The following is a 21243-nucleotide window of genomic DNA, read 5'->3' as shown; positions in this document are numbered from 1 at the left end:
CCCTCTAACCGAAAGCTGCGCGAATGCAATCTTTGGCGCGGTTTTATTGCGCTGAATGGTTCCGCTCGAGCACCCGAGTGATGAAACCGACGCTATCGGCAAGGACCGTCGATCGTCGCCGAAACGGCACGGACACAGCCATGACGATCGCCTCATGCGTCTGGCCCGGATAGTTTTTCAACGATACCGGCGCCCCCAGGGCACGCAGCGCCGCATCCAGATGGATCGCGTTGCGCGGACGGACCGTCGTGTCGGCAGTCCCCGTGATCAGCAACATCGGGGGCGCATCGCTGCGCGCAAAATGGATCGGCTGGGTCATCACCGGATCTACGACGCCCTTGAAGGCTTCGCGCGCCCGGTCCGACGTCCATGGATAGAAGTCATACGGTCCGCACAACGGAACCGCCGCGCGGACGATCCGCGGATCGACACCCTCGGCGCGGAGCCAGCGCTGGTCCAGCGCGAGCATCGCGACCGTATAGGCACCGGCCGAATGCCCCGACAGCGCGACCTGCCGGGGATCGCCGCCGAAGGTCGCTACGTGGTCGCGGGTCCAACGGACCGCCTGGGCCCCGTCCTGCAGCATCGCGGGAAAGCGGATCGCGGGAACCTTGCGGTAATCCGGCACGACCACGATAAACCCTGCCTTCGCGAACGCGCGCGCGGCAAAGGCATAGGCGGCGCGATCGCCCTTTACCCAACCGCCGCCGTACCAGAAGATGATCACGGGCCGTGGGCGTTTGGCGGATGCGACGGGACGCCAGACGTCGAGCGTCTGGCCGTGCGTCCCGAACGCGACAGCATTGGCCGCGCGCTCTACGCCGATGCCACCCCCTGCGACGGCGTCGAGCAGACTGAGGATAGCCGGCGGCGAGACAAAGGCCGCGATCGACGCGACCACCAGAAGAAGCGCCAGGGCCGTGCCAAGCAGCCAGCGCTTCACATCACATACCGGGCGGTCGTCTTCGCGGCGATCTCGTCCGCGGTAATGCCGGGAGCCATCTCCAGCAGCTTGAACGGCGCTTTGTGATCGGGACGCTGGAAAACCGCGAGATCGGTGACGATCATGTCGACGACGTTCTTGCCGGTCAGCGGCAGGGTGCACGCCGGGATGAACTTGGGGTCGCCGTTCTTGGAGGTATGCTCCATGACGACGATGATCTTCTTGACCCCCGCGACCAGATCCATCGCGCCGCCCATGCCCTTGATCATCTTTCCCGGGATCATCCAGTTGGCGATGTCGCCATTTTCGGCGACTTCCATCGCGCCCAGCACGGTCAGGTCGATGTGGCCGCCGCGGATCATCGCGAAACTGTCGGAGGAGCTGAAATAGGCGCTCTGCGGCAGTTCGCTGATCGTCTGCTTGCCCGCATTGATCAGGTCGGCATCCTCCTGGCCGGCGAGCGGAAAGGGGCCGATGCCCAGCATGCCGTTTTCGGATTGCAGCGTAACTTCCACGCCCGGCGGAATATGGTTGGCGACCAGCGTCGGGATGCCGATCCCGAGATTGACGTAGAAACCGTCCTGCAGTTCGCGCGCGGCGCGGGCTGCCATTTCATCGCGGGTCCATGCCATTATCGATCTCCTGCGGGCGGTGCCCAGCGTTTGTCTCTCGGAAACACGTCGTCCATGCCGCCCTTTACGGCGGTTCCATAAACCGGGTTTGGCCATACGAACCATCCGGCGCCGAACCGCTTGCCGATCGGGCCAGTCAATGCCGTGGCGCGGCGCGCCGACGGCGCAAGGCCGTCGTTGAACAGGTCGCTGAAATCGCCGAGCTGGTCACCACCCATGGCCAGCACGCAATATTTCGCGGCGATCGCGGCTCGGCGGCCGTCTTTCTTGCTGCCCGAGCCATCGTCGTCGGACAGATACAGCGTTGTCCCATGCACGGCGGGTCCCAATCCGGCGCCTTCGATCGCCCCCTGGGTCGCCGCCGCATAGCGAGCGGAACGGTTGGTGTTGAAGATCACCGTGACGCCGAGGTGTCGCAGCGTGTCGAGCGCATCCACGGCACCCGGTTGCGCGACGACTTTCGTGCCGCCGGTGCGTTCCCACGCGTCCCACGTCTTCTGGTCGTAGGCCGCGGGATGGATCGCATCGTTTGCCTCGAACCCGAGATTGAGCAGGACCGTTTCGTCCACGTCGAATACGACGGCCTTCGGCTTTGTACCGCAGGCGACCCACCGAGGATCGGCGAGCGTTGCCTCCGGCGCCAGGACAACCGATTCCCTTGGCGACGTCGCCGTCTGCATCGCGACGAAGCCGGCCAACTGTCGCCAGGTCTGGACCGACTGGGCCGCCGCTTCTGCCGACCCGTAGAGATACTGCATCCCGGGCGGGACAGCCGCAACGGCATCGATCGAAGGCCGCGGCGTGGATGTCGCACATCCTTGCGTCAGCAGCATCCCTGCGCACGCCGAAGCCCAGAGAACTTCACGCCATCGCCGGCGTCCGGCGCCGCTTACGCCCAACCGCGTCCCCCCGCTCACGCAGCCTCGCGCACCGTGCGGAACTCGATCTTCTTGTCGTAGGGCGCCCCAAGAATAAGCCGTTGTACATAGACGCCCGGCAAATGGATGCAGTCGGGATCGAGCGCTCCAACCGGCACGATCTCTTCGACCTCCGCGACGCAGACCTTTCCGGCGGTCGCCATCGGCTGGTTGAAATTACGCGCGGTCTTGCGGAAAATCAGGTTGCCGCTTTCATCCGCCTTCCAGCCCTTGATGATCGAGAGATCCGCGTGGATGCCGCGTTCGAGAATATACTCCTCGCCATCGAACGTCTTCACTTCCTTGCCCTCGGCAACGAGCGTTCCCACGCCGGTCTTGGTATAGAATCCGGGGATCCCCGCACCGCCGGCTCGGCAGCGTTCGGCGAGCGTACCCTGGGGGCAGAATTCGACCTCCAGCTCGCCCGACAGATATTGCCGCTCGAATTCCTTGTTTTCGCCGACGTAGCTCGAGATCATCTTGCGCACCTGGCGCGTGCGCAGCAGCTTGCCGAGGCCTTCGCCGTCGATCCCCGCATTGTTGCTCGCGATCGTCAGGTCCTTGGTGCCGGCAAGGCGGATCGCGTCGATCAGGCGTTCGGGGATCCCGCACAGGCCGAACCCACCCGCGCAGATCATCATCCCATCGTGGAGCACGCCGTCGAGGGCGGCGGCGGCATTGGGGTAGATCTTGCGCATCGGCTGGTCCTTTCGGATGTTGCGGTCCGATTAGGGCGGCGCGAGGCGACCGGTCAAGCCGCCGTCGCCGATCAGACCTGTGTGCCGAACAGATGGCCGATGCCCGCCGTGACGGCCATCGCCAGCGCGCCCCAGAAGAGCACCCGCAGCGCGCCGCGCCACAAGGGGGCGCCGCCGATGCGCGCGCCGACCGCGCCCAGCACCGCCAGCAACACCAGCGTCGCCGCGACGACCGCCTCGATCAGCGCGGTGCCGCGGAACAGGAAGGCCATCAGCACCGGGAAGAACGCTCCGGTCGCAAAGCTCGCCGCCGAAGCGAGCGCGGCCTGGACCGGACGCGCTTCCATCACTTCGTGGATGCCGAGTTCGTCGCGCATGTGCGCGCCGAGCGCATCGTGCGCCATCAACTGCTCGGCGACCTGCAACGACAACGCCGAATCAAGCCCGCGCTGGCGGTAGATCGCCGCGAGCTCCTTCGTCTCGGCCTTCGGGTCTTCGTGCAGTTCAGCCGCTTCGCGGACCCGCTCGGCGGCCTCGGTGTCGGCTTGCGAACTGACCGAGACATATTCCCCCGCTGCCATCGACATCGCGCCGGCGACCAGGCCGGCGACCCCGGTCAGGACCACCTCCGACGGAGCACGTGCCGCCGCCGCGACGCCAACGATCAGGCTCGCGGTCGAGAGGATGCCGTCATTGGCTCCGAGAACCGCCGCGCGGAGCCAGCCAATGCGCTGAACGAGATGCTTTTCGCCGTGTCTGATCATTGCGCCGCCCTAGCCGCGCATGGCTCAATAGGCCAGTGCCAGACCGGGACGTGGCCAGTCCATTCGGATGAGCTGCCCCGTGCCGGACAGCGTGATGTAGGCGGTTCGCAGATCCGGGCCGCCCCAGCAGATGTTGGTGGTGAACGGATCGGGCGTCGGCACGAAATCGATGAGGTCGCCCGTTGGCGAGATCACGGAAATGCCGCTCTCGCCGATCGTCGCGACGCAGATGTTGCCGCAGGCCTCGACTCCCAGCGAGTCGAAGAATTTGTAGCCGGCCGGGCGGTAGAGCGGCAGTCCCGGACCGCCGAGGCCGGCCGTCGGGTCGATCTGGCCGGGCGCGACCACGTCGAACGCCATCAGGCGGCAGGTGTAGGTTTCCGCGGCGTAGAGTCGCTTGCCATCGGGCGACAGGCCGATGCCGTTGGGGTTTTCGCTCGGGAAGATGACCTCCTCGAGGTGGCTGCCATCCGCTCTGGCGTAGAAAATGCCGGTCACGTCGCGCTCCCGCGGACGGGTCTTGCCGTGGTCGGTGAACCAGAAGCCGCCGTGCGCATCGAACACGATGTCGTTCGGGCCGCGCAGCGTGCAACCGAAATCGCCGTCGCGGTACAGGATCTCGACCGCGCCGGTCGCCAGGTCGATCCGCTCGATCCGGCCGCCCGAGTAATCGGCCGCCTGGCCGTGCGGGATCAGCAGGCCGCTGGGATGCTCGATATAGTCGAAGCCGCCGTTGTTGCAGCAATAGAGCTTGCCGTCGGGGCCGATCGCGAGGCCGTTGGGGCCGCCGCCGGGCTCAGCGACGGTCTGGACGGTGCCGTCTGGATGCACCCGGCTGATCCGGCCGGCGGCGATCTGGACCAGCACGACGCTGCCGTCGGGCATCGCGACCGGCCCCTCGGGGAAGCGCAGCCCCTGCGCAATCGTGGCAAACATCGCCTACTCCTCGGTTTTGACGCGGAGCTTATCGCGTCTGGCGGCAGCGACAAGTATGGGATTGACTACAGACGTAAACATTACGATTACGGATGTAGTCAGTACGGAGGCGACTCGAATGACCGAGAAGATCAGTGATGCCGAACATGCCGTGATGGAGGTGCTGTGGTACGAAAGCCCACTGACCGCGCAAGACGTGGTCGAGCGGATTCCGGCGACGCGCGACTGGAGTGCCAATACGGTCAAGACGTTGCTCGGTCGCCTGCTGGCCAAGAACATCATCGCGCATGAGGAAGACGGTCGCCGGTATTTGTACCGCCCGCTGGTCGCGCGTACAGATTATGTCGCAGGCGAATCGAAACGACTGATCGACCGGCTGTTCGGCGGCAAGCTGACGCCGCTGGTCGCGCATCTCGCCGAGCGCGACGAACTGACCGCACAGGATATCGAAGAAATCGAGGCACTGCTGAAAGGACTGAAGGGATGATCGGGCCGGTCGGAGCAAGCTGGGCAGTCGAGGCGCTGATCGCGTCGAGCGTCCTGATGGTGCTGGTGCTGCTGTTGCGCGGCCCGGTACGGCGCGCGTTCGGCGCGCATGTCGCCTATGCGCTGTGGGCGCTGCCGGTATTGCGGCTCGCACTGCCGCCGCTGCCCGGCGGATGGCATGTGGCAACCAAGACAGCCCTCCATCAGGCGGCGGTCGCGGACGTCCTGCGCGCCGCCGAGCCGGTGACGATGCTGCTGGCGGCGCCCGTCGTCCGGGCGGAAGCCGCCCACGTCCATGCCTGGATCCTGCCGCTGCTCGGCGTGCCGTGGGTGATTGGGGCAGCCGGTTTCTTTGCCTGGCATGCGCTGTCGCACCGTCGCTTCTGCGCGCGCCTGCTGGCGAGCGTCGGCCAGCGGGCCGAGCTGGACGGAGTCAGCGTCATCGAAAGCGGCGCGGCGAGCGGCCCGCTCGCGTTCGGCGTCGTGCGGCGCTACGTCGCCTTTCCCCGCGATTTCGCCGAACGTTACGATCCCGAGGAACGCGATCTCGCGCTGGCGCACGAGATGGGCCATCACGAACGCGGCGACCTCATCGCGAACTGGATCGCGCTCGGCGTGCTCGCGCTCCACTGGTTCAACCCGATCGCGTGGCGCGCGTTCCGCGCATTCCGGGCCGACCAGGAAATCGCCAACGATGCACGCGTCCTGGCGGGAATGAACCCGATGCGGCGGCACACCTATGCCTGTGCGATCGTCAAGGCGGCGCATCCCGCGCTGTACGGTTCGGTCGCCGCGACCTGCCATCTCAACACGGTCGACGATCTGAAGGGACGTCTGCGGATGCTCACGACGCGGCGGACGTCACGGCTGCGGCTGGCGAGCGGCGGCGTGGCGATCGCGGCGCTGACGCTCGGCGGTCTCGCGCTGACCGCTTCGGGCAGTGCGGCGGCGGAACGGATGCGCTCGGGCGTCAAGCATGCGACCGGCGTGGATATTGCCGCGCTGGTCGTCCCGGCGGCTCCGGCGGTTCCGGCCGCGCTCGCAACCGAAGGGATGGCGCAAAACCGTGCCGTCGACGCCCTGGCCGTCACACCTGCGATGCCGCGCCAGACGACCTCCGGTGCGGCGCCCGAGACTCCGCAAGCGCCGATCGCTCCGATCGCTCCGACAGCGCCCACGGAGCCGCTCGACGCCGCGCCGCCCGCCCCGGCAGCGCCGCCGTCGCCACCGCTCCCCCCCGAGGTGTTGGCGGACGGTGCAGGAACCTATCTCGTCACGACCGACCGGGACGGCAAGCGGATCGTTCGCCACGGACGCTATGTGAAGCTCGGATCGAACGGGCAGGCGACGATGATCGGCGAGGACGGCATGGCAACGTCGCTGCCGATCCCGCCGCGCACGCCGGCCGTGCCGGAGATGCGCTCGCTTGCCTGCGGCGCGGGCACCCGGATGACGATCGAGGACGAGCACGACGGACGGCGGCGGATCACGCTGTGCACCGACCGGATCGCCGCGGCGTCCGCGCGCGGTGCGGCGGCGGCGGCGCGCGGCGCGCAGCTTGCCGCAAACGGCGCCCGCATGCAGCACGACGCCTATGCCCATGCACTGGTCGGGCTGCGCGCGACGCGGGCACGAATGATGGCCAACCGCGACATGCCCGCCGATGCGCGCCGCCACACGCTCGACGGAATCGATACCGCGATCGCCGAACTCGAGGCCAATCTCAGCCGCTTGCCCTGACGGTGACGGCGGGGCGGTGACGGCGGGGCAGTGACGGCAGGGCGGGGACACCGCGCGGACTTGCGCCGCGCGGCGTCTGCCGCCATCTCGGCGCGATGAGCGAGCAACAGACCGGCGTGGCCGAACAGCGCGAGCCCCTCGTCGCCCGGTTGCTCGCCCCAAATCCGTCCCCCTTTACCTACACCGGCACGCAGGTGCATCTGGTCGGCACGCACGATCTGGCGGTGATCGATCCGGGTCCCGACGATGCCGCGCACATCGACGCGCTGGTCGCGGCGATCGCCGGACGCCCGGTCACCGCGATCGTCGTGACCCACACGCACCGCGACCACAGCCCCGCCAGCCGCCCGCTCGCGGCGATCACCGGCGCGCCGATCGTGGGCTGCGCGCCGCTGGTGCTCGACGACCTCGGGCCGCGCGCGGATGCGGCATTCGACTCCGATTACGCACCCGATCGCGTGCTGGGCGAAGGCGACAGTGTCGTCGGCGACGGGTGGACGCTGACCGCGATCGCCACGCCGGGGCATACCTCCAACCATCTCGCCTTCGCGCTGCCGGAGAGCAAGGCGCTGTTCTCGGGCGACCATGTCATGGGCTGGTCGACCAGCATCGTCTCTCCGCCGGATGGCGACATGGCCGCCTATATGGCGAGCCTCGAAAAACTGATGGGGCGTGACGACCGGGTCTATTATCCGGGCCACGGCGACCCGGTCGAAAATCCGCAGCGGCTGGTGCGCGGCATGCTCGGGCATCGCAAGCAGCGCGAGGGGCAGATCCTGCGGATGCTGCGCGTCGCCCCCGAGACGATCCCGGCGATGGTCGGGCGGATGTATGTCGGCATCGACCCGCGACTGTTCCCGGCGGCCGAGCGTTCGGTGCTCGCGCATCTGATCGACCTGCGCCAGCGCGGGCAGGTGCGCGCCGATGGCGATATGTGGAGCGTGGCGGCATGAAGTTCCTGGGGAAATTCGCCGGCGCGCTCGCGCTGATCGCGCTGTTCATCCTGGCGCTGTTCTGGGGCATCGGCGCGCTGGTCGAGCACAAGCTGGCGGGACCGGACCCAGTGACGATCGCTAGCGGATCGTTACAGGGGCTGCGCGAGCAGAACCGGCTGTCCGCCTTTGCCGCGCGCTTCGTCGCGGTATCGACCTCGACGCAATCGCAATATGGCCTGACCAGCAAGAAGACGCTGATCATGCCCGGCACGGTCGACTATCGCGTCGACATGGCGAAGCTGACCGCGCGCGACGTCACCTGGGATGCGAAGACCCGCACGCTGGGCGTCGTGCTGCCGCCGATCGAGGTCTCGCCGCCACAGATCGACCTGACGCAGATCCGCGAATATGGCGAGGGCGGCTTGCTCTCGGCGATCAGCGATGCGGATGCCAAGCTGCAGGCGGCGAACCGGGCGGCGGGACAGCGCGAGCTGATCCGCCAGGCGCACGAGCCGGTGCCGATGAAGCTGGCGCGCGACGCGACCCGCCGCGCAGTCGAACGCAGCTTCGCGCTGCCGCTGCGCGCCGCCGGGCTCGACGCGACGGTAAAGGTGCGTTTTGCGGACGAGGCGCACGACGCCAGCGAATTGTGGGACACCACGCGCTCGATCGCCGAGGTGCTGGGTAACCGCGGGTAGCCCGCGACGGTTGCGAACCATGGTTCGTGCTCTTGCAGCGGGGATCCATACTGGCTGTCGCCGGGGTGTCTTGCGCACATGCAAGATGATGGATCCGCGGCTTCGAATGGCCTCTGCGAGACAGGAGGTGTTCTCCCGCGAAGGCGGGAGTCCAGGAGTCGCGAGAGGTATGTGCCGTCGTTCTGCTTGGCCCTGGATTCCCGCTTCTGCGGGAAAACGGCAGATGACGGGTAGGGGCGGAGGGGGCGGGGGCCACTTTGGCGGCGGCGCGAACGCGTCACGCTCTGGTTTCGCTACCCGAAATATGATAACGCCTGCGTATCGAGATTCGGCGGGGGATCGCGGGTGGCTACGCAGGCGCAACGGGCAGGGGCAGGGGCCGGAGTCGATCGCGAGCGGGCGTTCTTCTTCGCCCTGGCGATCGCGATCGTGGTTACGACGGTGTCGGGGTTCGCGCTGCAGTTCGCGATGGGACGATCGACGCTCGCGTCGCCCTGGTGGGTGCATCTCCACGGCGTGACCGCGATGGGCTGGCTGACGTTGTATCTCACCCAGAACTTCCTGGTGTTCCGGGGAACGATGGCACTCCATCGGCAGCTTGGATGGATCGCCAGCGCCTATCTCGGCTGGATGGTGGCGGTCGGGTTTTCGGTCACCACGCTGTCCGCGATCACGCACCGTATCCCGTTCTTTTTCGAGCCCAACGTCTTCATCGTGATGGACTGGACGGTCGATCTGCTGTTCGCCGGGCTCACCTGGACCGCGGTCGCGATGCGCGCGCAGCCCGACTGGCATCGCCGGTTGATGCTGTGCGGGGCGGTCGTCGTGATGACGCCGGGGGTGGGGCGGCTGTTGCCGCTGCCGTTGATGGGCACCTGGATCCTGTGGTCGATCTGGCTGGTGATGGCGGTCTATGTCGCGGTGGCGATGGCCTTTGACGTATTGACCCGGGGGCGGGTCCACCCGGCCTATCTCTGGGGCTTCGGCGCGATCACCGCGGCGATTGCGCTGATGCGGCCGCTGGCTTTCTCGCCGCCGCTGCTTTCGCTGACCAAGACACTGATGGGTTGATCACCGCCGCCCGCGGGGCCATGTGGACCGCAGTTGAGGCGGGAGGATGGTCATGGACGCACGCGGTGGTATTGGCGGGACGCTGACGGGGCTCGACCTGCGCGCGGAGATCGATCGGTTGCGCAAGGATCGCAACGCCGTGATCCTGGCGCATTATTACCAGAAGCCCGAAATTCAGGATCTAGCCGATTTCGTCGGGGACAGTCTCGACCTTTCGAAGAAGGCCGCGGCGACCGATGCCGACGTCATCGCCTTCTGCGGCGTTCGCTTCATGGCCGAGACCGCCAAGATCCTCAGCCCCGACAAGATCGTCGTGCTGCCCGACATGGATGCCGGGTGCAGCCTGGAAGACAGCTGCCCGCCCGACCAGTTCGCCGCCTTCCGCGCCGGGCATCCGGATCATATCGCGCTCACCTACATCAACTGTTCGACCGAGGTGAAGGCGCTCAGCGACGTCATCGTCACCTCCTCGTCGGCGGAGAAGATCCTCAGCCAGATCCCGCTCGACCAGAAGATCATCTTCGGGCCGGACAAGAATCTCGGCGGGTATCTCGCGCGCAAGACCGGGCGGGAGATGCTGCTGTGGCCGGGCGTGTGCATCGTGCATGAGGCGTTCAGCGAGACCGAATTGCTCAAGCTGCAACTGCAGCACCCCGGCGCACCGATCGCGGCGCATCCCGAATGCCCGCCCTATATTCTCGACCATGCCGACTATGTCGGATCGACCAGCGGGATCCTCGCCTTCGCCGACTCGATGCCCGGTGATACGCTGATCGTCGCTACTGAGCCGCACATCATCCACCAGATGGAGAAAGCGGCGCCGGGCAAGCGCTTCATCGGGGCGCCGGGGGCGGACGGAAACTGCAATTGCAACATCTGTCCGTACATGGCGCTCAACACGATGGAGAAGCTCTACGTCGCGCTGCGCGACCTCAGCCCACGGATCGAAATCGAAGAAGATCTGAGGCTTCGTGCGAAGAAGAGCCTCGACGCCATGTTGGCCATGGCGAGCGGGACGGTGGGCATGGGCGACCTCGGCCCGCTGCGGGTTTCGGGTGACTAACGCAGTATAATGCAGCGGATCGCCGAGTTCGGCACTCTGTGAAAATGCCGCGATACTTCTTTGACTTGCAGAGCCAGGACTCGTTCACGCGGGACGATACCGGCTTGGAGATGGCCACGGTCGACCGGGCGCGGGACCATGCGTCCGACGCGGCCGGCGGGATCCTGACGTCGGATTTCCGCGCCGGCAGGACCGACATCCGTTTCGAGATCCAGGTCGAGGACGGTCGCGAACACCGGGTCATGACGCTGAAGGTGACGGGAACCGTCGCGGCTCCATGATCCGGCGCGCGCGTTAGACCTGCTTCAGATGCAGGTAGCGCGGGTTGAAGTCGCTCGCGTCGCGTAGCCCGGTCCAGTCGACGATGCGGATCTGGCGGCGGTCGCGTTCGATCAGGCCGCGCTGGGCGAGCGCTTTCAGCACGCGGTTGACGTGCACCGGGGTCAGGCCAACGGTATCGCCGAGCTGTTCCTGCGTCATCGGCAGGTTGTACGCCCGGGTCGTCGCGACCCCCGCGGCCTCGAGCCGGAGCGAAAACTCGCACAACAGGTGGCCGACCCGCGTATGCGCGTCGCGGCGGCCGATGTTGACGATCCATTCACGGAAGATCGACGCGTCGATCAGCGATTCCAGCCACATCGCCGCGGCGATCGCGGGACGTTCGGTCACGGTCGTGCGGAGCGCCGCGATATCGACGTCGGCGATCTGCGCGCGTGTCAGCGCCTGCACATTATGGTCGGATTCGTCGAGCCAGAGATTCTGCAGATCGATGAACTCCCCCGGGATCTGCAGCGACACGATCTGCCGTGCACCATTGCTGGTCAGTTTCTGGCGATAGGTGAAGCCGGACAGGACGAAGGCGCAACGGGTCGGCTTTTCGCCTTCGCGGACGAGATAGGTGGACGGTTCGATCTGGCGTTGGGTCAGGGTAAGCCGCCGAATGGCGGCATGATCGTCCTGGTCGAGCGTGCCGCGGCGCGCGAGACTGGCAATAATGGTGTCGTGAATTGGAGTGGCTTGCATCGGCTTCCCGCTAAAGGGCGGGAGCATGTCGTGTCTCTCTGTCCCCGGCGCCCTTGTAGCTGCCCGGAGATGGCGCTGCTCTAACACATGTGGAGAAATATGTTATGATCATTTGTCAAATTAATATGTAACAAATGATAAGCTCTGCCATCCTCACTTTCTATTGCAACCTCGATCTATCCTCCGATCCGGTCCGATGTGTGCTCCTCCAGTGCGTCCGGAGCGGCGGGTGTCTTGCTACTATTTCCACCTGCGTCAGGCAGGCCATCTTTTACTCGATCCCGATGGCCTCGCATCTGACGACAACAACTCGCTGAATTTGCGGCCTATTACTATAGCGCGACAGGTGATTGCCGCGGATGTCGGGACCGGCATCGTCCTACGCGACAGCACCTTTGCAATCCCCAGCAAGCGAGGTGGATCGGTTCCGGGGTTGGGCTTTGGCGACGCGGTGCCATTCGTGATCGGTCCTGATCACATTTCCGGCTGCGCCCAACGGTCGGCTCGGCTAGAGCGGGGCATGACCGATCCGCATGCACCGTTCACCCTCGACGCCTTCGATCTCGATGCGTTCGTTGCCGCAACCCTCGCGGAGGATCTCGGTGCGATCGGAGATATCACGTCGCAGGCGGTGATCCCGGCCGACGCGCGTTTCACCGGAGTGATGGACAGCCGCGAAGCGATCGTCGTCGCCGGGTTGCCGATCGCGGAGGCCTTCTTTCGCGCGCTCGACCCGGACGTGCAAATCGAGCGCCTCGCGGCGGACGGAGACCGCATCGCGGCCGGTAGCGATGTCCTGCGCCTGGCGGGCAAGGCCCGCGCGATGCTGACCGCGGAACGCTCCGCGCTGAACCTGGTGCAACATCTGTCGGGCGTGGCGACGCTGACGCGCACCTATGTCGATGCGATCGCGGGGACGGGGGCGACCCTGCTCGATACGCGCAAGACTATCCCCGGCCTCCGCCGGCTGGAGAAATATGCCACGCGGATGGGCGGTGCGACCAACCATCGCATGGGGTTGTGGGATGCCGCGATGATCAAGGACAATCACGTGGCGGTGGCGGGCGGCATCGGCGCGGCCGTGTCGCGCGCGGTGGCGGCGGGAATCGCGCAGATCATCGTCGAGGTCGATTCGATCGACCAGATCGATCCGGCGTTGCAGGCCGGCGCGACGCATCTGCTGCTCGACAACATGGACGTCGCGACGCTGCGCACGGCCGTGGCGCGGGTCGACGGCCGCGTCCCGACCGAGGCTTCGGGCGGGGTCCGCCTCGACACGATCCGCGCGATCGCAGAGACCGGGGTCCGTTATGTCAGCGTCGGGCGGCTGACCCAGTCGGCACCGGCGGCGGATCTTGGCCTGGATTTCACGCCGACGTCGTAAGGCACTCGGCCAGCGCCGTTGCGCTGCGCGGGTTCGCCGCTAAGCTTCACGGACTATGCTTTGGGGGAAGCGACTCATGGAACGTCCTATTTCGATCATCTGGTTCGAACGCTGCTATCTCGGCGCGGTCGCGGTCGGGCTGGTCAACACCGCCTTGTCCTTCAATGCATCGATCCAACGGCTGTCGGAGAACCCGGCCGCCGCGCGGTTCGGCCCGTCCTTCGGCAGCAACATGCTGTTGTTCGGCACCGCGATCGGGATCGCGATTTCGGCGACCTTGTGGTTCTTTACCGCGCGCAAACGCTCCGTCGTCGCCAAATGGATCATCGCCGCATTCTTCGCTCTGAGCCTGGTCGGCGTATTGAGCGGCGCCGCGATGGGCACGATCCAGCCCGGTCTCGGCGGCGTTCTGGCGGTCGTGGCGCTGGTGCTCAACGGCATCGCGGCGTGGAAATTGTTCCAGCCGGATGCGCGCGCCTGGTTCGGGGAGCCGGTCGCATGAAGGCCGTGCTATACGCGCTCGCGCTGTTCGGGGCACCGGGCGCTGCCTTCGCGCAGAGCGATCAGTGCAGCATTCCCGCGCAATTGCCGCGGCCCCATCCCGACCTGCCATCGGCGAGCCAGCCACGTCGGATCCTGCCGATCGGCGGCTATACGCTCGCGCTGACCTGGGCGCCCGAATATTGCCACGGCAATGCCCGCGATCCGCAAGCGCGCTTCGAATGCCGCAGCGGGAACCGCTTCGGCTTTACGCTGCACGGGCTATGGCCGGACGGGATCGGGAAGGACTGGCCGCAATATTGCGCCGCCACGCCGCTCCTGTCGGACGCGGTGATCAAGCGCTCGGTCTGTTCCACCCCGGCGCCCCAGTTGATGCAGCATGAGTGGGCCAAGCACGGCACCTGCATGGGGATCACGCCGGACGCCTATTTCGCGCGGTCCACCGGGCTGTACGGGAAACTGCGGTTCCCCGACGTGCGCACGCTCTCGCGTACGCCCCTGAACGCAGGACAGCTCGCCCACGCCATTGCCGGGCAAAATCCTGGCTTGCCGGCAGAAGCGATCCGCATCACCGTCAACAAGCGCGGCTGGCTCGACGAACTTTGGCTGTGTCTCGACAAGCGCTTTGCCTATACGCGCTGCCATGCCAATTCCGGCGGTGTCCCGGACACGACGGCGATCAAGATCTGGCGCGGCAAGAGTTGAGCCGCGCCTGACCACACCGGCGCTCAGGCCTGGTCCACGACCGCCAGCGCCGGGTGATGCTTGTCGAGATGCCGCTTGATGATTTTCAGGTTGCGCGAGTTGGAGCGGAACAACAGGTCGGGCACCGCCCCGACGAACGGAATGATGCCAAGCGCAAAGTCGATCCCGACGTTGCCGAACATCCGCGCCATCTGCATTTTCGACATGCCGAGATTGCGCGCTTCCCACACCATCCAGCTGCCCATCGCCGCGCCGATGACGTCGCCGCCGATCGGGAGGATGTCGAGCAGCACGTCGAGCCCGACCTTGCGGTTGAGCAGCGGGATGGTGAACAGCCCCTCGAGGAGATGCTCCATCGCCTCGATCCGCTGCCGCACGGCAGCCGGATCCTTGCTTGCCAAGCGTGATGCCATTTCGCCGAAGGGCGGGGGGCTCATCCGTGTCGTGTTCTGCACCATGTCTCTCAATTGGTGTCGCTACGCAGATGATTCAACGGGTGCCATGCGCGTGGGTTTGCGGTCCATGCCTTCAGCTGGATCGACACCAGCGACCACCGCAGCGGTCGCGCCAGCGGAATGAAGGCGACGTCGCTCGCCAGGGCCGCGTCCGCGGCCGCGATCTGCTGCGACCGCAGGCGCGGAGAGTCGGCGTCGCGGGCCGCCTCGATCGCGAGCAGCGCCGCTCCGCTGCAGGGCTGGCACGCGCGCGCGACGTACCAGCGCGCGCTGTCATAGGGCGCGACCTCGTCGATCAGCCGCAGGTCCGCGGGCGCATCCGCAGCAACGCGTTCCGGGACAATCCCCAGCGACAGCAATGCGCCGGCGACATAGCCATAGAGGATCGTCGCGCCCGGCCCGGCGGGCAGCGCCACTTTCAGATGGATGTCACCGGGATTGGCCGCGCGCCAGGCATCGATCCTCGCGCGGGGCGTGGGCTCGCCCGGTGCGAGCGGCTGGGTCCAGGCGGCGAGGGCAGGGGCTGCGGCGGAATCGAGTTGGTCTGGCAGCAACTGGGTGGTCGATGCCCATTCGGGCGATATCGCCGAGGTAAAGCCGGCGCGATCGATGCTGCGCGCGATCGCGGCGCGATTGGCGGGGTCGGACAGCACGCCCTCGCGGCGCGTGATCGCCATTCCGAACAGACCCGCCGCCGGATCGAAGCGCCGGTTAATCGGCGCGATCCGCGTTTCGAGCACGATCGGCCAGTCGGTAAAGCTCCCGCCCAATACTGCTGTCGACAATTGTGCCTCGAACCGTGCAATCGCCTTTGCCGCACGCTCGCCGATCAGTTTGACCGTCGCATCGGCGGGCGGTTCCGCCGAATCGTCGTCCGCCGCGCGCGAGGGGTCGAAGGCGGGGCGGAGCCGCACCACGTCTCCGCGTTGCGCGACGATCCGGTACGGTCCGCTGCCGCCCGGGGGCGCGATGCGGAACACCGCCAGTTCGGGCTGGGCAAACAGCTTGAGCAGATCGGGGCGGGGCCGCTTGAGGCGAATTTCGATCACCTCCGGGGTCATCTCGACGATTTCGTCGATTGCGGTGAGAAACGGGGCGAGCACGTTGCGCGAGGTCGACGCCAGCTGGTGGCGGAGCAGCTTTACCACTTCCGCCGCTGTCACCGTACGCCCGTCCGGCCATTCGCCCTCGCGCAGGCGGAAGATGTAGCTGGTGCCGTTATCGATCACGCTCCAGCGTTCCGCGATCCCGGGCTCGATCTGACCGCTCGCGTCGAACCGGACGAGGCCCTGCGCGGTCGCGTCCAGCAGAACCCGTGCCGCCGGGTCGAGGGGGCCCTTCGCGGCGTCGGCCAGTGCCGGAGCTTCGCCGATCGCGCTGACGACGACCGGCCCGCTATCGGGTTTCGCCGAGCAGGCGGCCAGCCCCAGCGCCAGAACGAGCGATGAGACGCAGGGTGCGACGGACAGGAAACGCGGTAACGACATCGCGCCACTGTGCCACCGCTACCGGGGGGGCGCTACCGGGGACTCGCTTTCGGGCGGCCGTGACCGGCCGATCCCGCCATGTCGGCACAATACGAGACACGATTGATCGGCGAATCGTCATAATTGCGTAGCGCAGCAGCGCCATTGGGCCGTGGTCGAGGCTAGCCGGAGGCTGTATCTTGACGTGTTCGCCGATCTGGAGACGGCCTGTGAGTATGCCCGTGAGTATGCCCGTGAGTATGGTTGAGCGTATCGCACGCATCTTGTGCAAGACCGGCGGACAGGTCGAACCCGAATGTGGGAATAATGCGCCGTTGCGCGCGGCCGATCTGGCCCATGCGCGAACGGTGCTTCATGCCCTGCGCGGCCCGACCGAAGCGATGCTCGAGACCGTCCGGCCCGCGCCGTCGCACTGGAATCTGGAAGGGCCGGACGGCCCGTCGATGCGTACCGCGTTGATGGCCGAACGGGTCAATCTCTGGAGCGACTGGAACGATATGATCGACGCCGCGCTCGCTGAATAAGGGGCCCGGGGGAGCGTCGCCGGGTGATCCGACCTGTAGGAACGAAAAGGGGCCGCCGGCTGGTTCAGCCGACGGCCTTTGGTTTTTCCGTTCCCGTCGCTCAGGCGTAGGTCAGGCGGCGCACCCGTGCCGTGCGGTGGCGCAGGCCGAAGCCCACGAGGCCGAAGCCTGCAAGCATCATCGCCCAGCTGGCCGGCTCGGGGACCGCGGAGCGCACGGCGAGGTTGTCGACCTCGAACGAGTTCGAACTCGATCCGAAGGTTATGCTGGTGAACGTGTCGCCGTTGCCGAGCGCGGTGAACAGGCCGCTGCCGGTGAAACCCTGGTTTCCGTTGGTCGACGGGAAGGTCGGGTTGGGAGTCGTGCCGGGAACGATCGTCATCGTCCCGAAGCTCCCCCGCAAGGTCAGCGTATTGTAGGTATCGACCGACCCCCAGTCGAACTGGACGCCATTGACCGGGCTGGCGAACGTATAGGTGGCGGCGCCACCGGCCAGAACCGACAGATACGATGTGCCGCTCGGCGAAGAGTTTGCCGGTGGAGCGCCCGAAGGGTCAGCCGGCGGTGTCTTGATCTGCACCGAACCCGTGATCGCCAGTCCCGCCAGCGTGGTGAACGTGTCGATGACGGTGAAGCCGGTGGTCGGCGAACTGCCGGTCGAGTTGAACGACATGGTGACGGCGGCATTCGCTGGACCAGCCAGCATGCTCGACGCCAATGCGAGAGACGCGAGGTACGGTTTTACGCTCATACAGGTCCCCTCCTTCATGGGACGACCTGTGAACAGCATAAATTATGCCAGATAAGGATTCCAACGGGTTAGGCGAAATATGCCGCGGATCCTGTAATTTCGGGTGACACTGCTTTAGGATGATTGCGCGTGGCGTCACAGGTACGGTCGCTGCGGACTTTCGCAATGCTGCCATACTTTTCAGGGGGTTGGAGCCGATTGCTCGCATGTTCCTGATGGGAGAGCGTCGTCGCCCGGCTGTCGGGCGGTCGAACAACGCCGGTGCGCTGGGGGGCAATGCCCCCGGGATCGATGGGCGGCGCGGTGGGGCGCCGCCCAGGTTGATCAGCAGTTGTTGAACTTGCCCTTGTGGCCACGGCAACGCTCGACCTTCACCGGGTGGTGCGCCTTGAGATTGATGCGCGGCGCGACGACCTTGTGGCATTTGAAAACGCGGCCATGGCTGTTGCGGCAAACCCGGGCTTCGGCCGGCATTGCGCTTGCGGCGGCCACGGTGACCAGAATTGCGGCTGCGAAGGTCTTCATCATTTGCGTGCTTTCGGTTAAACGCCCCCGGCGGCGGTATTCCTCACGCGCCGAACGCTGTCCAGCCATCAATCCACCGCGCGGCCATCGTGGACGCTAGGCGTCCTGCAGGCGCGCACCGCGCAGGTTGATCGCGTCATATTGATCGAGCAACGCGCTCACCTCGGCAACGACCTCCTGCTGCTCGCGCCGGACGCGCGCGGTGGCGTCCGCGGTCGGCACGCCGTCCCGGCCGTCGTGGATCGTGAAGCCGTTATCGAGCAGCCATATCGTGTCGGCGGCGCGCGACCGCTGACGGCGCAGATGGACCGCCCATTGTTCGATTAATCCTGCTGGAACCTGCCGTTCGATCTCACCCATGGTTTCGCTATAGGCAGAAACGGATCGTCTGCGGATGCCTAAACTGCGGGGGCAACGCAAAAAAAAAAGGGACATTTTTTTGGTGCACGCGCCGGACCGGCCGATTGGCGGGTGCAGGGCGGCGATCGTGGCACCCGACCGGGGTTCCCGCTGCAACCGGGAGTGATGGGCGGGATCGACCATCGTCCTGCGCCTGATCGGGAATTTGGTGCGGACGGCGGGACTCGAACCCGCATTCCGAAGAGGGAGATTTTAAGTCTCCTGCGTCTACCGATTTCGCCACGTCCGCGCCGTTCGATGCCAAGCGCAAGTCGCGCGCTGCGTCAAGCGCGCGATGGCGTGGAGACGCGCGACCTTGTCGGGAAAATGCTCAGGCGACGTTGAGCCGCTGCCGCATTTCCTTGCCCGGCTTGAAATAGGGGACGCGCTTCGCGTCGACCGCCACCAATTCGCCAGTGCGGGGATTGCGACCGGTACGCGCGTCGCGCGGACGGGTCGAGAAGGCGCCGAAGCCACGCAGCTCGACGCGGCCACCAATGGCTAACCGCTTAGTAATTTCTTCAAAAAAGGTCGAAACCAGGGCTTCGACATCACGGGCGGACAAGTCGGGGTTTTCGCTTGCCAGCATTTCAACGAGTTCGGATCGGATCATCGCGTTACTTCCCCACCCCTGACGGGCCATACCAACCTGGAATGGACTTAGGCCGTCCCGGTATTGATTTACCGCAACTCAACCCAAGCATAAAGGCAAATCACGCCGTCAAAAGTTAATAGGGGATCGTTCCTTCGAACGATCCCCCATTAGTCTTACTTCTTTGCGTCGCTGTTCTGTGCCTTGAGCGCTGCGCCCAAGATGTCGCCGAGCGATGCGCCCGAGTCCGACGAACCATATTGTGCGACAGCCTGCTTCTCTTCGGAGATCTGCATCGCCTTGATCGAGAAGGTCGGCTTCTTCGAACGGTCGAAACCAGTCACCATCGCGTCGAACTTCTGTGCGACCTGGAAACGCTCCGGACGCTGCTCGTCACGATCGCGGCCGAGATCGGTCCGCTTGATGAAGCCCGTCGCGCCGTCGTCACCGACCTGCACTTCCAGCCCTGCATCACGCACTTCGAGCACCGTGACGGTGACGATCGCGTTCTTGTTGAGGCCCGACGACGCGTTGCCGCCCGCTGCAACCGCACCTGCCGCCGGGGCGCCACGCTCGAGCTGCTTCATGCCCAGCGAGATGCGCTCCTTCTCGGCATCGATGTCGAGCACGATCGCCTGAACGACCTCGCCCTTGCGATGCAGGTTGAGCGCGTCCTCGCCCGACACGCCCCAGGCGATGTCCGACATGTGGACCATGCCGTCGACGTCGTTGTCGAGGCCGATGAACAGACCGAATTCGGTCGCGTTCTTGACTTCGCCTTCGACGGTCGAACCGATCGGATGCGATTCAGCGAAGGCTTCCCACGGATTGCTGATCGCCTGCTTGAGACCCAGCGAGATACGACGCTTGTCGGGATCGACCTCGATGACCACGACGTCGACTTCCTGCGAGGTCGAGACGATCTTGCCCGGGTGGACGTTCTTCTTGGTCCAGGACATTTCGGACACGTGGACCAGGCCCTCGATGCCCGGCTCCAGCTCGACGAACGCACCATATTCGGTGATGTTCGTGACGCGGCCGGTGAGCTTGGCGCCAACCGGGTACTTCGCGGCTGCACCTTCCCACGGATCGCTCTCGAGCTGCTTCATGCCGAGCGAGATGCGCTGCGTGTCCTTGTTGATGCGGATGATCTGAACACGGACGGTATCGCCGATGTTGAGAACTTCCGAAGGATGGCCGACGCGCTTGTAGCTGAGATCGGTGACGTGGAGCAGGCCGTCGATGCCGCCCAGGTCAACGAACGCACCGTAATCGGTGATGTTCTTGACGACGCCGTCGATGATCTGGCCCTCGGCGAGCGACAGGATGAGGCCCGAACGCTGCTCGGCGCGGGTCTCTTCGAGGATCGCGCGACGCGACACGACGATGTTGCCGCGCTTGCGGTCCATCTTGAGGATCTGGAAGGGCTGCGGGATGTCCATCAGCGGGGTGACGTCGCGCACGGGGCGGATGTCGACCTGCGAACCCGGCAGGAAGGCCACGGCGCCGTTGAGGTCGACCGTGAAGCCGCCCTTGACGCGGCCGAAGATGACGCCCTCGACGCGAGCCGACTTGGCGAATTCGGTTTCGAGCGTGTCCCATGCGGCTTCGCGGCGTGCGCGGTCGCGCGACAGCATCGCTTCGCCATGGACGTTCTCGACGCGGTCGACGAACACTTCGACTTCGTCACCGACCTTGAGGTCCGCCTTCTGGCCGGGCATCGCGAATTCGCGAAGCGGCACGCGGCCTTCCGACTTCAGGCCGACGTCGATGACGGCGAGGTCGTTTTCAATTCCGGTGACGGTGCCCTTGACGACGCGGCCTTCGAAACTGTCGGCACCGCCGAGGGTCATTTCGAGAAGGGCGGCGAAATCGTCGCGGGTCGGGTTTGGCTGAGTGGCCATAAAGTGTTGCGTTCCTAAATCATGTTCCGGCCAGCCGGTTGTCTCCGGCGGTCTTGGCCAATATTGCCGCGGCGACCGAATGCCGGACGCGACATCCGTCGAACGGGCAC

Annotated in this window: 25 protein-coding genes and 1 tRNA gene; 11 read left to right on the top strand and 15 right to left on the bottom strand. The window is 65.9% G+C overall.

The window, feature by feature from the left end; all coding sequences use genetic code 11:
• Positions 1-43 precede the first annotated feature (43 nt).
• From L8G49_RS01200 to L8G49_RS01175, 6 genes are all read right to left on the bottom strand, one after another.
• Complete coding sequence (locus L8G49_RS01200; RefSeq protein WP_242181943.1) at positions 44-943, bottom strand: alpha/beta hydrolase; 900 nt, start codon at positions 941-943, stop codon at positions 44-46.
• On the bottom strand, positions 940-1575 hold the full coding sequence (locus tag L8G49_RS01195; RefSeq protein WP_242137153.1) for a CoA transferase subunit B: 636 nt from the start codon (positions 1573-1575) through the stop codon (positions 940-942). Before L8G49_RS01195 ends, L8G49_RS01200 begins: the two co-directional genes overlap by 4 nt.
• The gene (locus L8G49_RS01190; RefSeq protein WP_242181941.1) at positions 1575-2273 is read right to left on the bottom strand and encodes an HAD family acid phosphatase; all 699 of its coding nucleotides are present in this window, start codon (positions 2271-2273) and stop codon (positions 1575-1577) included. Before L8G49_RS01190 ends, L8G49_RS01195 begins: the two co-directional genes overlap by 1 nt.
• A 215-nt stretch (positions 2274-2488) precedes the next feature.
• Positions 2489-3190, bottom strand: coding sequence for a CoA transferase subunit A (locus tag L8G49_RS01185; protein ID WP_242181939.1), 702 nt, complete (start codon positions 3188-3190; stop codon positions 2489-2491).
• Positions 3191-3261: 71 nt separating this feature from the next.
• Positions 3262-3954, bottom strand: coding sequence for a VIT family protein (locus L8G49_RS01180; RefSeq protein WP_242137150.1), 693 nt, complete (start codon positions 3952-3954; stop codon positions 3262-3264).
• 24 nt (positions 3955-3978) lie between these two features.
• The gene (locus tag L8G49_RS01175; protein ID WP_242181937.1) at positions 3979-4890 is read right to left on the bottom strand and encodes an SMP-30/gluconolactonase/LRE family protein; all 912 of its coding nucleotides are present in this window, start codon (positions 4888-4890) and stop codon (positions 3979-3981) included.
• 118 nt (positions 4891-5008) lie between these two features.
• Between L8G49_RS01175 and L8G49_RS01170 the strand changes: the two genes are divergently transcribed.
• From L8G49_RS01170 to L8G49_RS01140, 7 genes are all read left to right on the top strand, one after another.
• Positions 5009-5377, top strand: coding sequence for a BlaI/MecI/CopY family transcriptional regulator (locus tag L8G49_RS01170; RefSeq protein WP_242181935.1), 369 nt, complete (start codon positions 5009-5011; stop codon positions 5375-5377).
• On the top strand, positions 5374-7116 hold the full coding sequence (locus L8G49_RS01165; protein WP_242181933.1) for a M56 family metallopeptidase: 1743 nt from the start codon (positions 5374-5376) through the stop codon (positions 7114-7116). Before L8G49_RS01170 ends, L8G49_RS01165 begins: the two co-directional genes overlap by 4 nt.
• A 95-nt stretch (positions 7117-7211) precedes the next feature.
• Positions 7212-8069 (top strand): MBL fold metallo-hydrolase, encoded by an 858-nt coding sequence (locus L8G49_RS01160; protein ID WP_242181932.1) that lies wholly within the window; start codon positions 7212-7214, stop codon positions 8067-8069.
• Positions 8066-8749 (top strand): DUF4230 domain-containing protein, encoded by a 684-nt coding sequence (locus tag L8G49_RS01155; protein WP_242181930.1) that lies wholly within the window; start codon positions 8066-8068, stop codon positions 8747-8749. The genes L8G49_RS01160 and L8G49_RS01155 overlap by 4 nt, the downstream gene beginning before the upstream one ends.
• A gap of 345 nt (positions 8750-9094) precedes the next feature.
• Positions 9095-9820 carry a hypothetical protein gene (locus L8G49_RS01150; protein ID WP_242181928.1) on the top strand — a complete coding sequence of 242 codons (726 nt, stop codon included), beginning with the start codon at positions 9095-9097 and terminating at the stop codon, positions 9818-9820.
• Between the two features lie 52 nt (positions 9821-9872).
• Complete coding sequence (gene nadA, locus L8G49_RS01145; RefSeq protein WP_242181926.1) at positions 9873-10883, top strand: quinolinate synthase NadA; 1011 nt, start codon at positions 9873-9875, stop codon at positions 10881-10883.
• A 44-nt stretch (positions 10884-10927) separates the two neighbouring features.
• On the top strand, positions 10928-11164 hold the full coding sequence (locus tag L8G49_RS01140) for a hypothetical protein (RefSeq protein WP_242181924.1): 237 nt from the start codon (positions 10928-10930) through the stop codon (positions 11162-11164).
• Positions 11165-11177: 13 nt separating this feature from the next.
• On the opposite strand, the gene L8G49_RS01135 is transcribed toward L8G49_RS01140, so the two are convergent.
• A complete protein-coding gene (locus L8G49_RS01135; protein ID WP_242181922.1) occupies positions 11178-11906 on the bottom strand; it encodes a Crp/Fnr family transcriptional regulator in 729 nt (242 codons plus the stop codon).
• A gap of 520 nt (positions 11907-12426) precedes the next feature.
• Between L8G49_RS01135 and nadC the strand changes: the two genes are divergently transcribed.
• From nadC to L8G49_RS01120, 3 genes are all read left to right on the top strand, one after another.
• Positions 12427-13290, top strand: coding sequence for a carboxylating nicotinate-nucleotide diphosphorylase (gene nadC, locus L8G49_RS01130; RefSeq protein ID WP_242181920.1), 864 nt, complete (start codon positions 12427-12429; stop codon positions 13288-13290).
• A 76-nt stretch (positions 13291-13366) separates the two neighbouring features.
• Positions 13367-13792: a hypothetical protein gene (locus tag L8G49_RS01125; protein ID WP_242137139.1), complete on the top strand. Its 426-nt coding sequence runs from the start codon at positions 13367-13369 to the stop codon at positions 13790-13792.
• Positions 13789-14496 (top strand): ribonuclease T, encoded by a 708-nt coding sequence (locus tag L8G49_RS01120; protein WP_242181918.1) that lies wholly within the window; start codon positions 13789-13791, stop codon positions 14494-14496. Before L8G49_RS01125 ends, L8G49_RS01120 begins: the two co-directional genes overlap by 4 nt.
• Positions 14497-14519: 23 nt before the next feature.
• On the opposite strand, the gene L8G49_RS01115 is transcribed toward L8G49_RS01120, so the two are convergent.
• Positions 14520-14933 carry a DUF4112 domain-containing protein gene (locus tag L8G49_RS01115; RefSeq protein WP_242137137.1) on the bottom strand — a complete coding sequence of 138 codons (414 nt, stop codon included), beginning with the start codon at positions 14931-14933 and terminating at the stop codon, positions 14520-14522.
• Between the two features lie 26 nt (positions 14934-14959).
• Positions 14960-16438, bottom strand: coding sequence for an ABC transporter substrate-binding protein (locus tag L8G49_RS01110; protein ID WP_242181916.1), 1479 nt, complete (start codon positions 16436-16438; stop codon positions 14960-14962).
• Positions 16439-16677: 239 nt separating this feature from the next.
• Here L8G49_RS01110 and L8G49_RS01105 point away from each other — a divergent pair, with 239 nt between their 5' ends.
• A complete protein-coding gene (locus tag L8G49_RS01105; protein ID WP_242181914.1) occupies positions 16678-16962 on the top strand; it encodes a hypothetical protein in 285 nt (94 codons plus the stop codon).
• A 100-nt stretch (positions 16963-17062) separates the two neighbouring features.
• On the opposite strand, the gene L8G49_RS01100 is transcribed toward L8G49_RS01105, so the two are convergent.
• The 6 genes from L8G49_RS01100 to rpsA form a co-directional block, all read right to left on the bottom strand.
• Positions 17063-17713, bottom strand: a complete 651-nt coding sequence (locus L8G49_RS01100; RefSeq protein ID WP_242181912.1) for a PEPxxWA-CTERM sorting domain-containing protein — start codon at positions 17711-17713, stop codon at positions 17063-17065.
• A gap of 324 nt (positions 17714-18037) precedes the next feature.
• Complete coding sequence (locus tag L8G49_RS01095; protein WP_242181910.1) at positions 18038-18307, bottom strand: hypothetical protein; 270 nt, start codon at positions 18305-18307, stop codon at positions 18038-18040.
• 27 nt (positions 18308-18334) lie between these two features.
• On the bottom strand, positions 18335-18781 hold the full coding sequence (locus tag L8G49_RS01090; RefSeq protein ID WP_242181909.1) for a hypothetical protein: 447 nt from the start codon (positions 18779-18781) through the stop codon (positions 18335-18337).
• A gap of 23 nt (positions 18782-18804) precedes the next feature.
• Positions 18805-18887: transfer RNA gene (locus L8G49_RS01085), tRNA-Leu, on the bottom strand.
• A gap of 81 nt (positions 18888-18968) precedes the next feature.
• Positions 18969-19250: an integration host factor subunit beta gene (ihfB, locus tag L8G49_RS01080; RefSeq protein WP_242137131.1), complete on the bottom strand. Its 282-nt coding sequence runs from the start codon at positions 19248-19250 to the stop codon at positions 18969-18971.
• 155 nt (positions 19251-19405) lie between these two features.
• Entirely contained in the window at positions 19406-21133 is a 1728-nt protein-coding gene (gene rpsA, locus L8G49_RS01075; RefSeq protein ID WP_242137130.1) for a 30S ribosomal protein S1, read from the bottom strand.
• Between the last annotated feature and the right edge of the window lie 110 nt (positions 21134-21243).

It is taken from the genome of Sphingomonas sp. CARO-RG-8B-R24-01 (assembly GCF_022662295.1).
Lineage (GTDB): Bacteria > Pseudomonadota > Alphaproteobacteria > Sphingomonadales > Sphingomonadaceae > Sphingomonas.
The sequence above is the reverse complement of the archived record's forward strand: the minus strand, read 5'-3'. Positions and strand labels throughout refer to the sequence as shown.

Excerpts from the sequence above, each read along its gene's own strand:
- L8G49_RS01195 (WP_242137153.1), bottom strand. The coding sequence starts at position 1,575 with ATGGCATGGACCCGCGATGAAATGGCAGCCCGCGCCGCGCGCGAACTG.
- L8G49_RS01185 (WP_242181939.1), bottom strand. The coding sequence starts at position 3,190 with ATGCGCAAGATCTACCCCAATGCCGCCGCCGCCCTCGACGGCGTGCTC.
- L8G49_RS01180 (WP_242137150.1), bottom strand. The coding sequence starts at position 3,954 with ATGATCAGACACGGCGAAAAGCATCTCGTTCAGCGCATTGGCTGGCTC.
- L8G49_RS01175 (WP_242181937.1), bottom strand. The coding sequence starts at position 4,890 with ATGTTTGCCACGATTGCGCAGGGGCTGCGCTTCCCCGAGGGGCCGGTC.
- L8G49_RS01170 (WP_242181935.1), top strand. The coding sequence starts at position 5,009 with ATGACCGAGAAGATCAGTGATGCCGAACATGCCGTGATGGAGGTGCTG.
- L8G49_RS01165 (WP_242181933.1), top strand. The coding sequence starts at position 5,374 with ATGATCGGGCCGGTCGGAGCAAGCTGGGCAGTCGAGGCGCTGATCGCG.
- L8G49_RS01160 (WP_242181932.1), top strand. The coding sequence starts at position 7,212 with ATGAGCGAGCAACAGACCGGCGTGGCCGAACAGCGCGAGCCCCTCGTC.
- L8G49_RS01155 (WP_242181930.1), top strand. The coding sequence starts at position 8,066 with ATGAAGTTCCTGGGGAAATTCGCCGGCGCGCTCGCGCTGATCGCGCTG.
- nadA (WP_242181926.1), top strand. The coding sequence starts at position 9,873 with ATGGACGCACGCGGTGGTATTGGCGGGACGCTGACGGGGCTCGACCTG.
- L8G49_RS01140 (WP_242181924.1), top strand. The coding sequence starts at position 10,928 with ATGCCGCGATACTTCTTTGACTTGCAGAGCCAGGACTCGTTCACGCGG.
- L8G49_RS01135 (WP_242181922.1), bottom strand. The coding sequence starts at position 11,906 with ATGCAAGCCACTCCAATTCACGACACCATTATTGCCAGTCTCGCGCGC.
- nadC (WP_242181920.1), top strand. The coding sequence starts at position 12,427 with ATGACCGATCCGCATGCACCGTTCACCCTCGACGCCTTCGATCTCGAT.
- L8G49_RS01125 (WP_242137139.1), top strand. The coding sequence starts at position 13,367 with ATGGAACGTCCTATTTCGATCATCTGGTTCGAACGCTGCTATCTCGGC.
- L8G49_RS01120 (WP_242181918.1), top strand. The coding sequence starts at position 13,789 with ATGAAGGCCGTGCTATACGCGCTCGCGCTGTTCGGGGCACCGGGCGCT.
- L8G49_RS01115 (WP_242137137.1), bottom strand. The coding sequence starts at position 14,933 with ATGAGCCCCCCGCCCTTCGGCGAAATGGCATCACGCTTGGCAAGCAAG.
- L8G49_RS01110 (WP_242181916.1), bottom strand. The coding sequence starts at position 16,438 with ATGTCGTTACCGCGTTTCCTGTCCGTCGCACCCTGCGTCTCATCGCTC.
- L8G49_RS01105 (WP_242181914.1), top strand. The coding sequence starts at position 16,678 with ATGGTTGAGCGTATCGCACGCATCTTGTGCAAGACCGGCGGACAGGTC.
- L8G49_RS01100 (WP_242181912.1), bottom strand. The coding sequence starts at position 17,713 with ATGAGCGTAAAACCGTACCTCGCGTCTCTCGCATTGGCGTCGAGCATG.
- L8G49_RS01095 (WP_242181910.1), bottom strand. The coding sequence starts at position 18,307 with ATGGCTGGACAGCGTTCGGCGCGTGAGGAATACCGCCGCCGGGGGCGT.
- L8G49_RS01090 (WP_242181909.1), bottom strand. The coding sequence starts at position 18,781 with ATGGTCGATCCCGCCCATCACTCCCGGTTGCAGCGGGAACCCCGGTCG.
- ihfB (WP_242137131.1), bottom strand. The coding sequence starts at position 19,250 with ATGATCCGATCCGAACTCGTTGAAATGCTGGCAAGCGAAAACCCCGAC.
- rpsA (WP_242137130.1), bottom strand. The coding sequence starts at position 21,133 with ATGGCCACTCAGCCAAACCCGACCCGCGACGATTTCGCCGCCCTTCTC.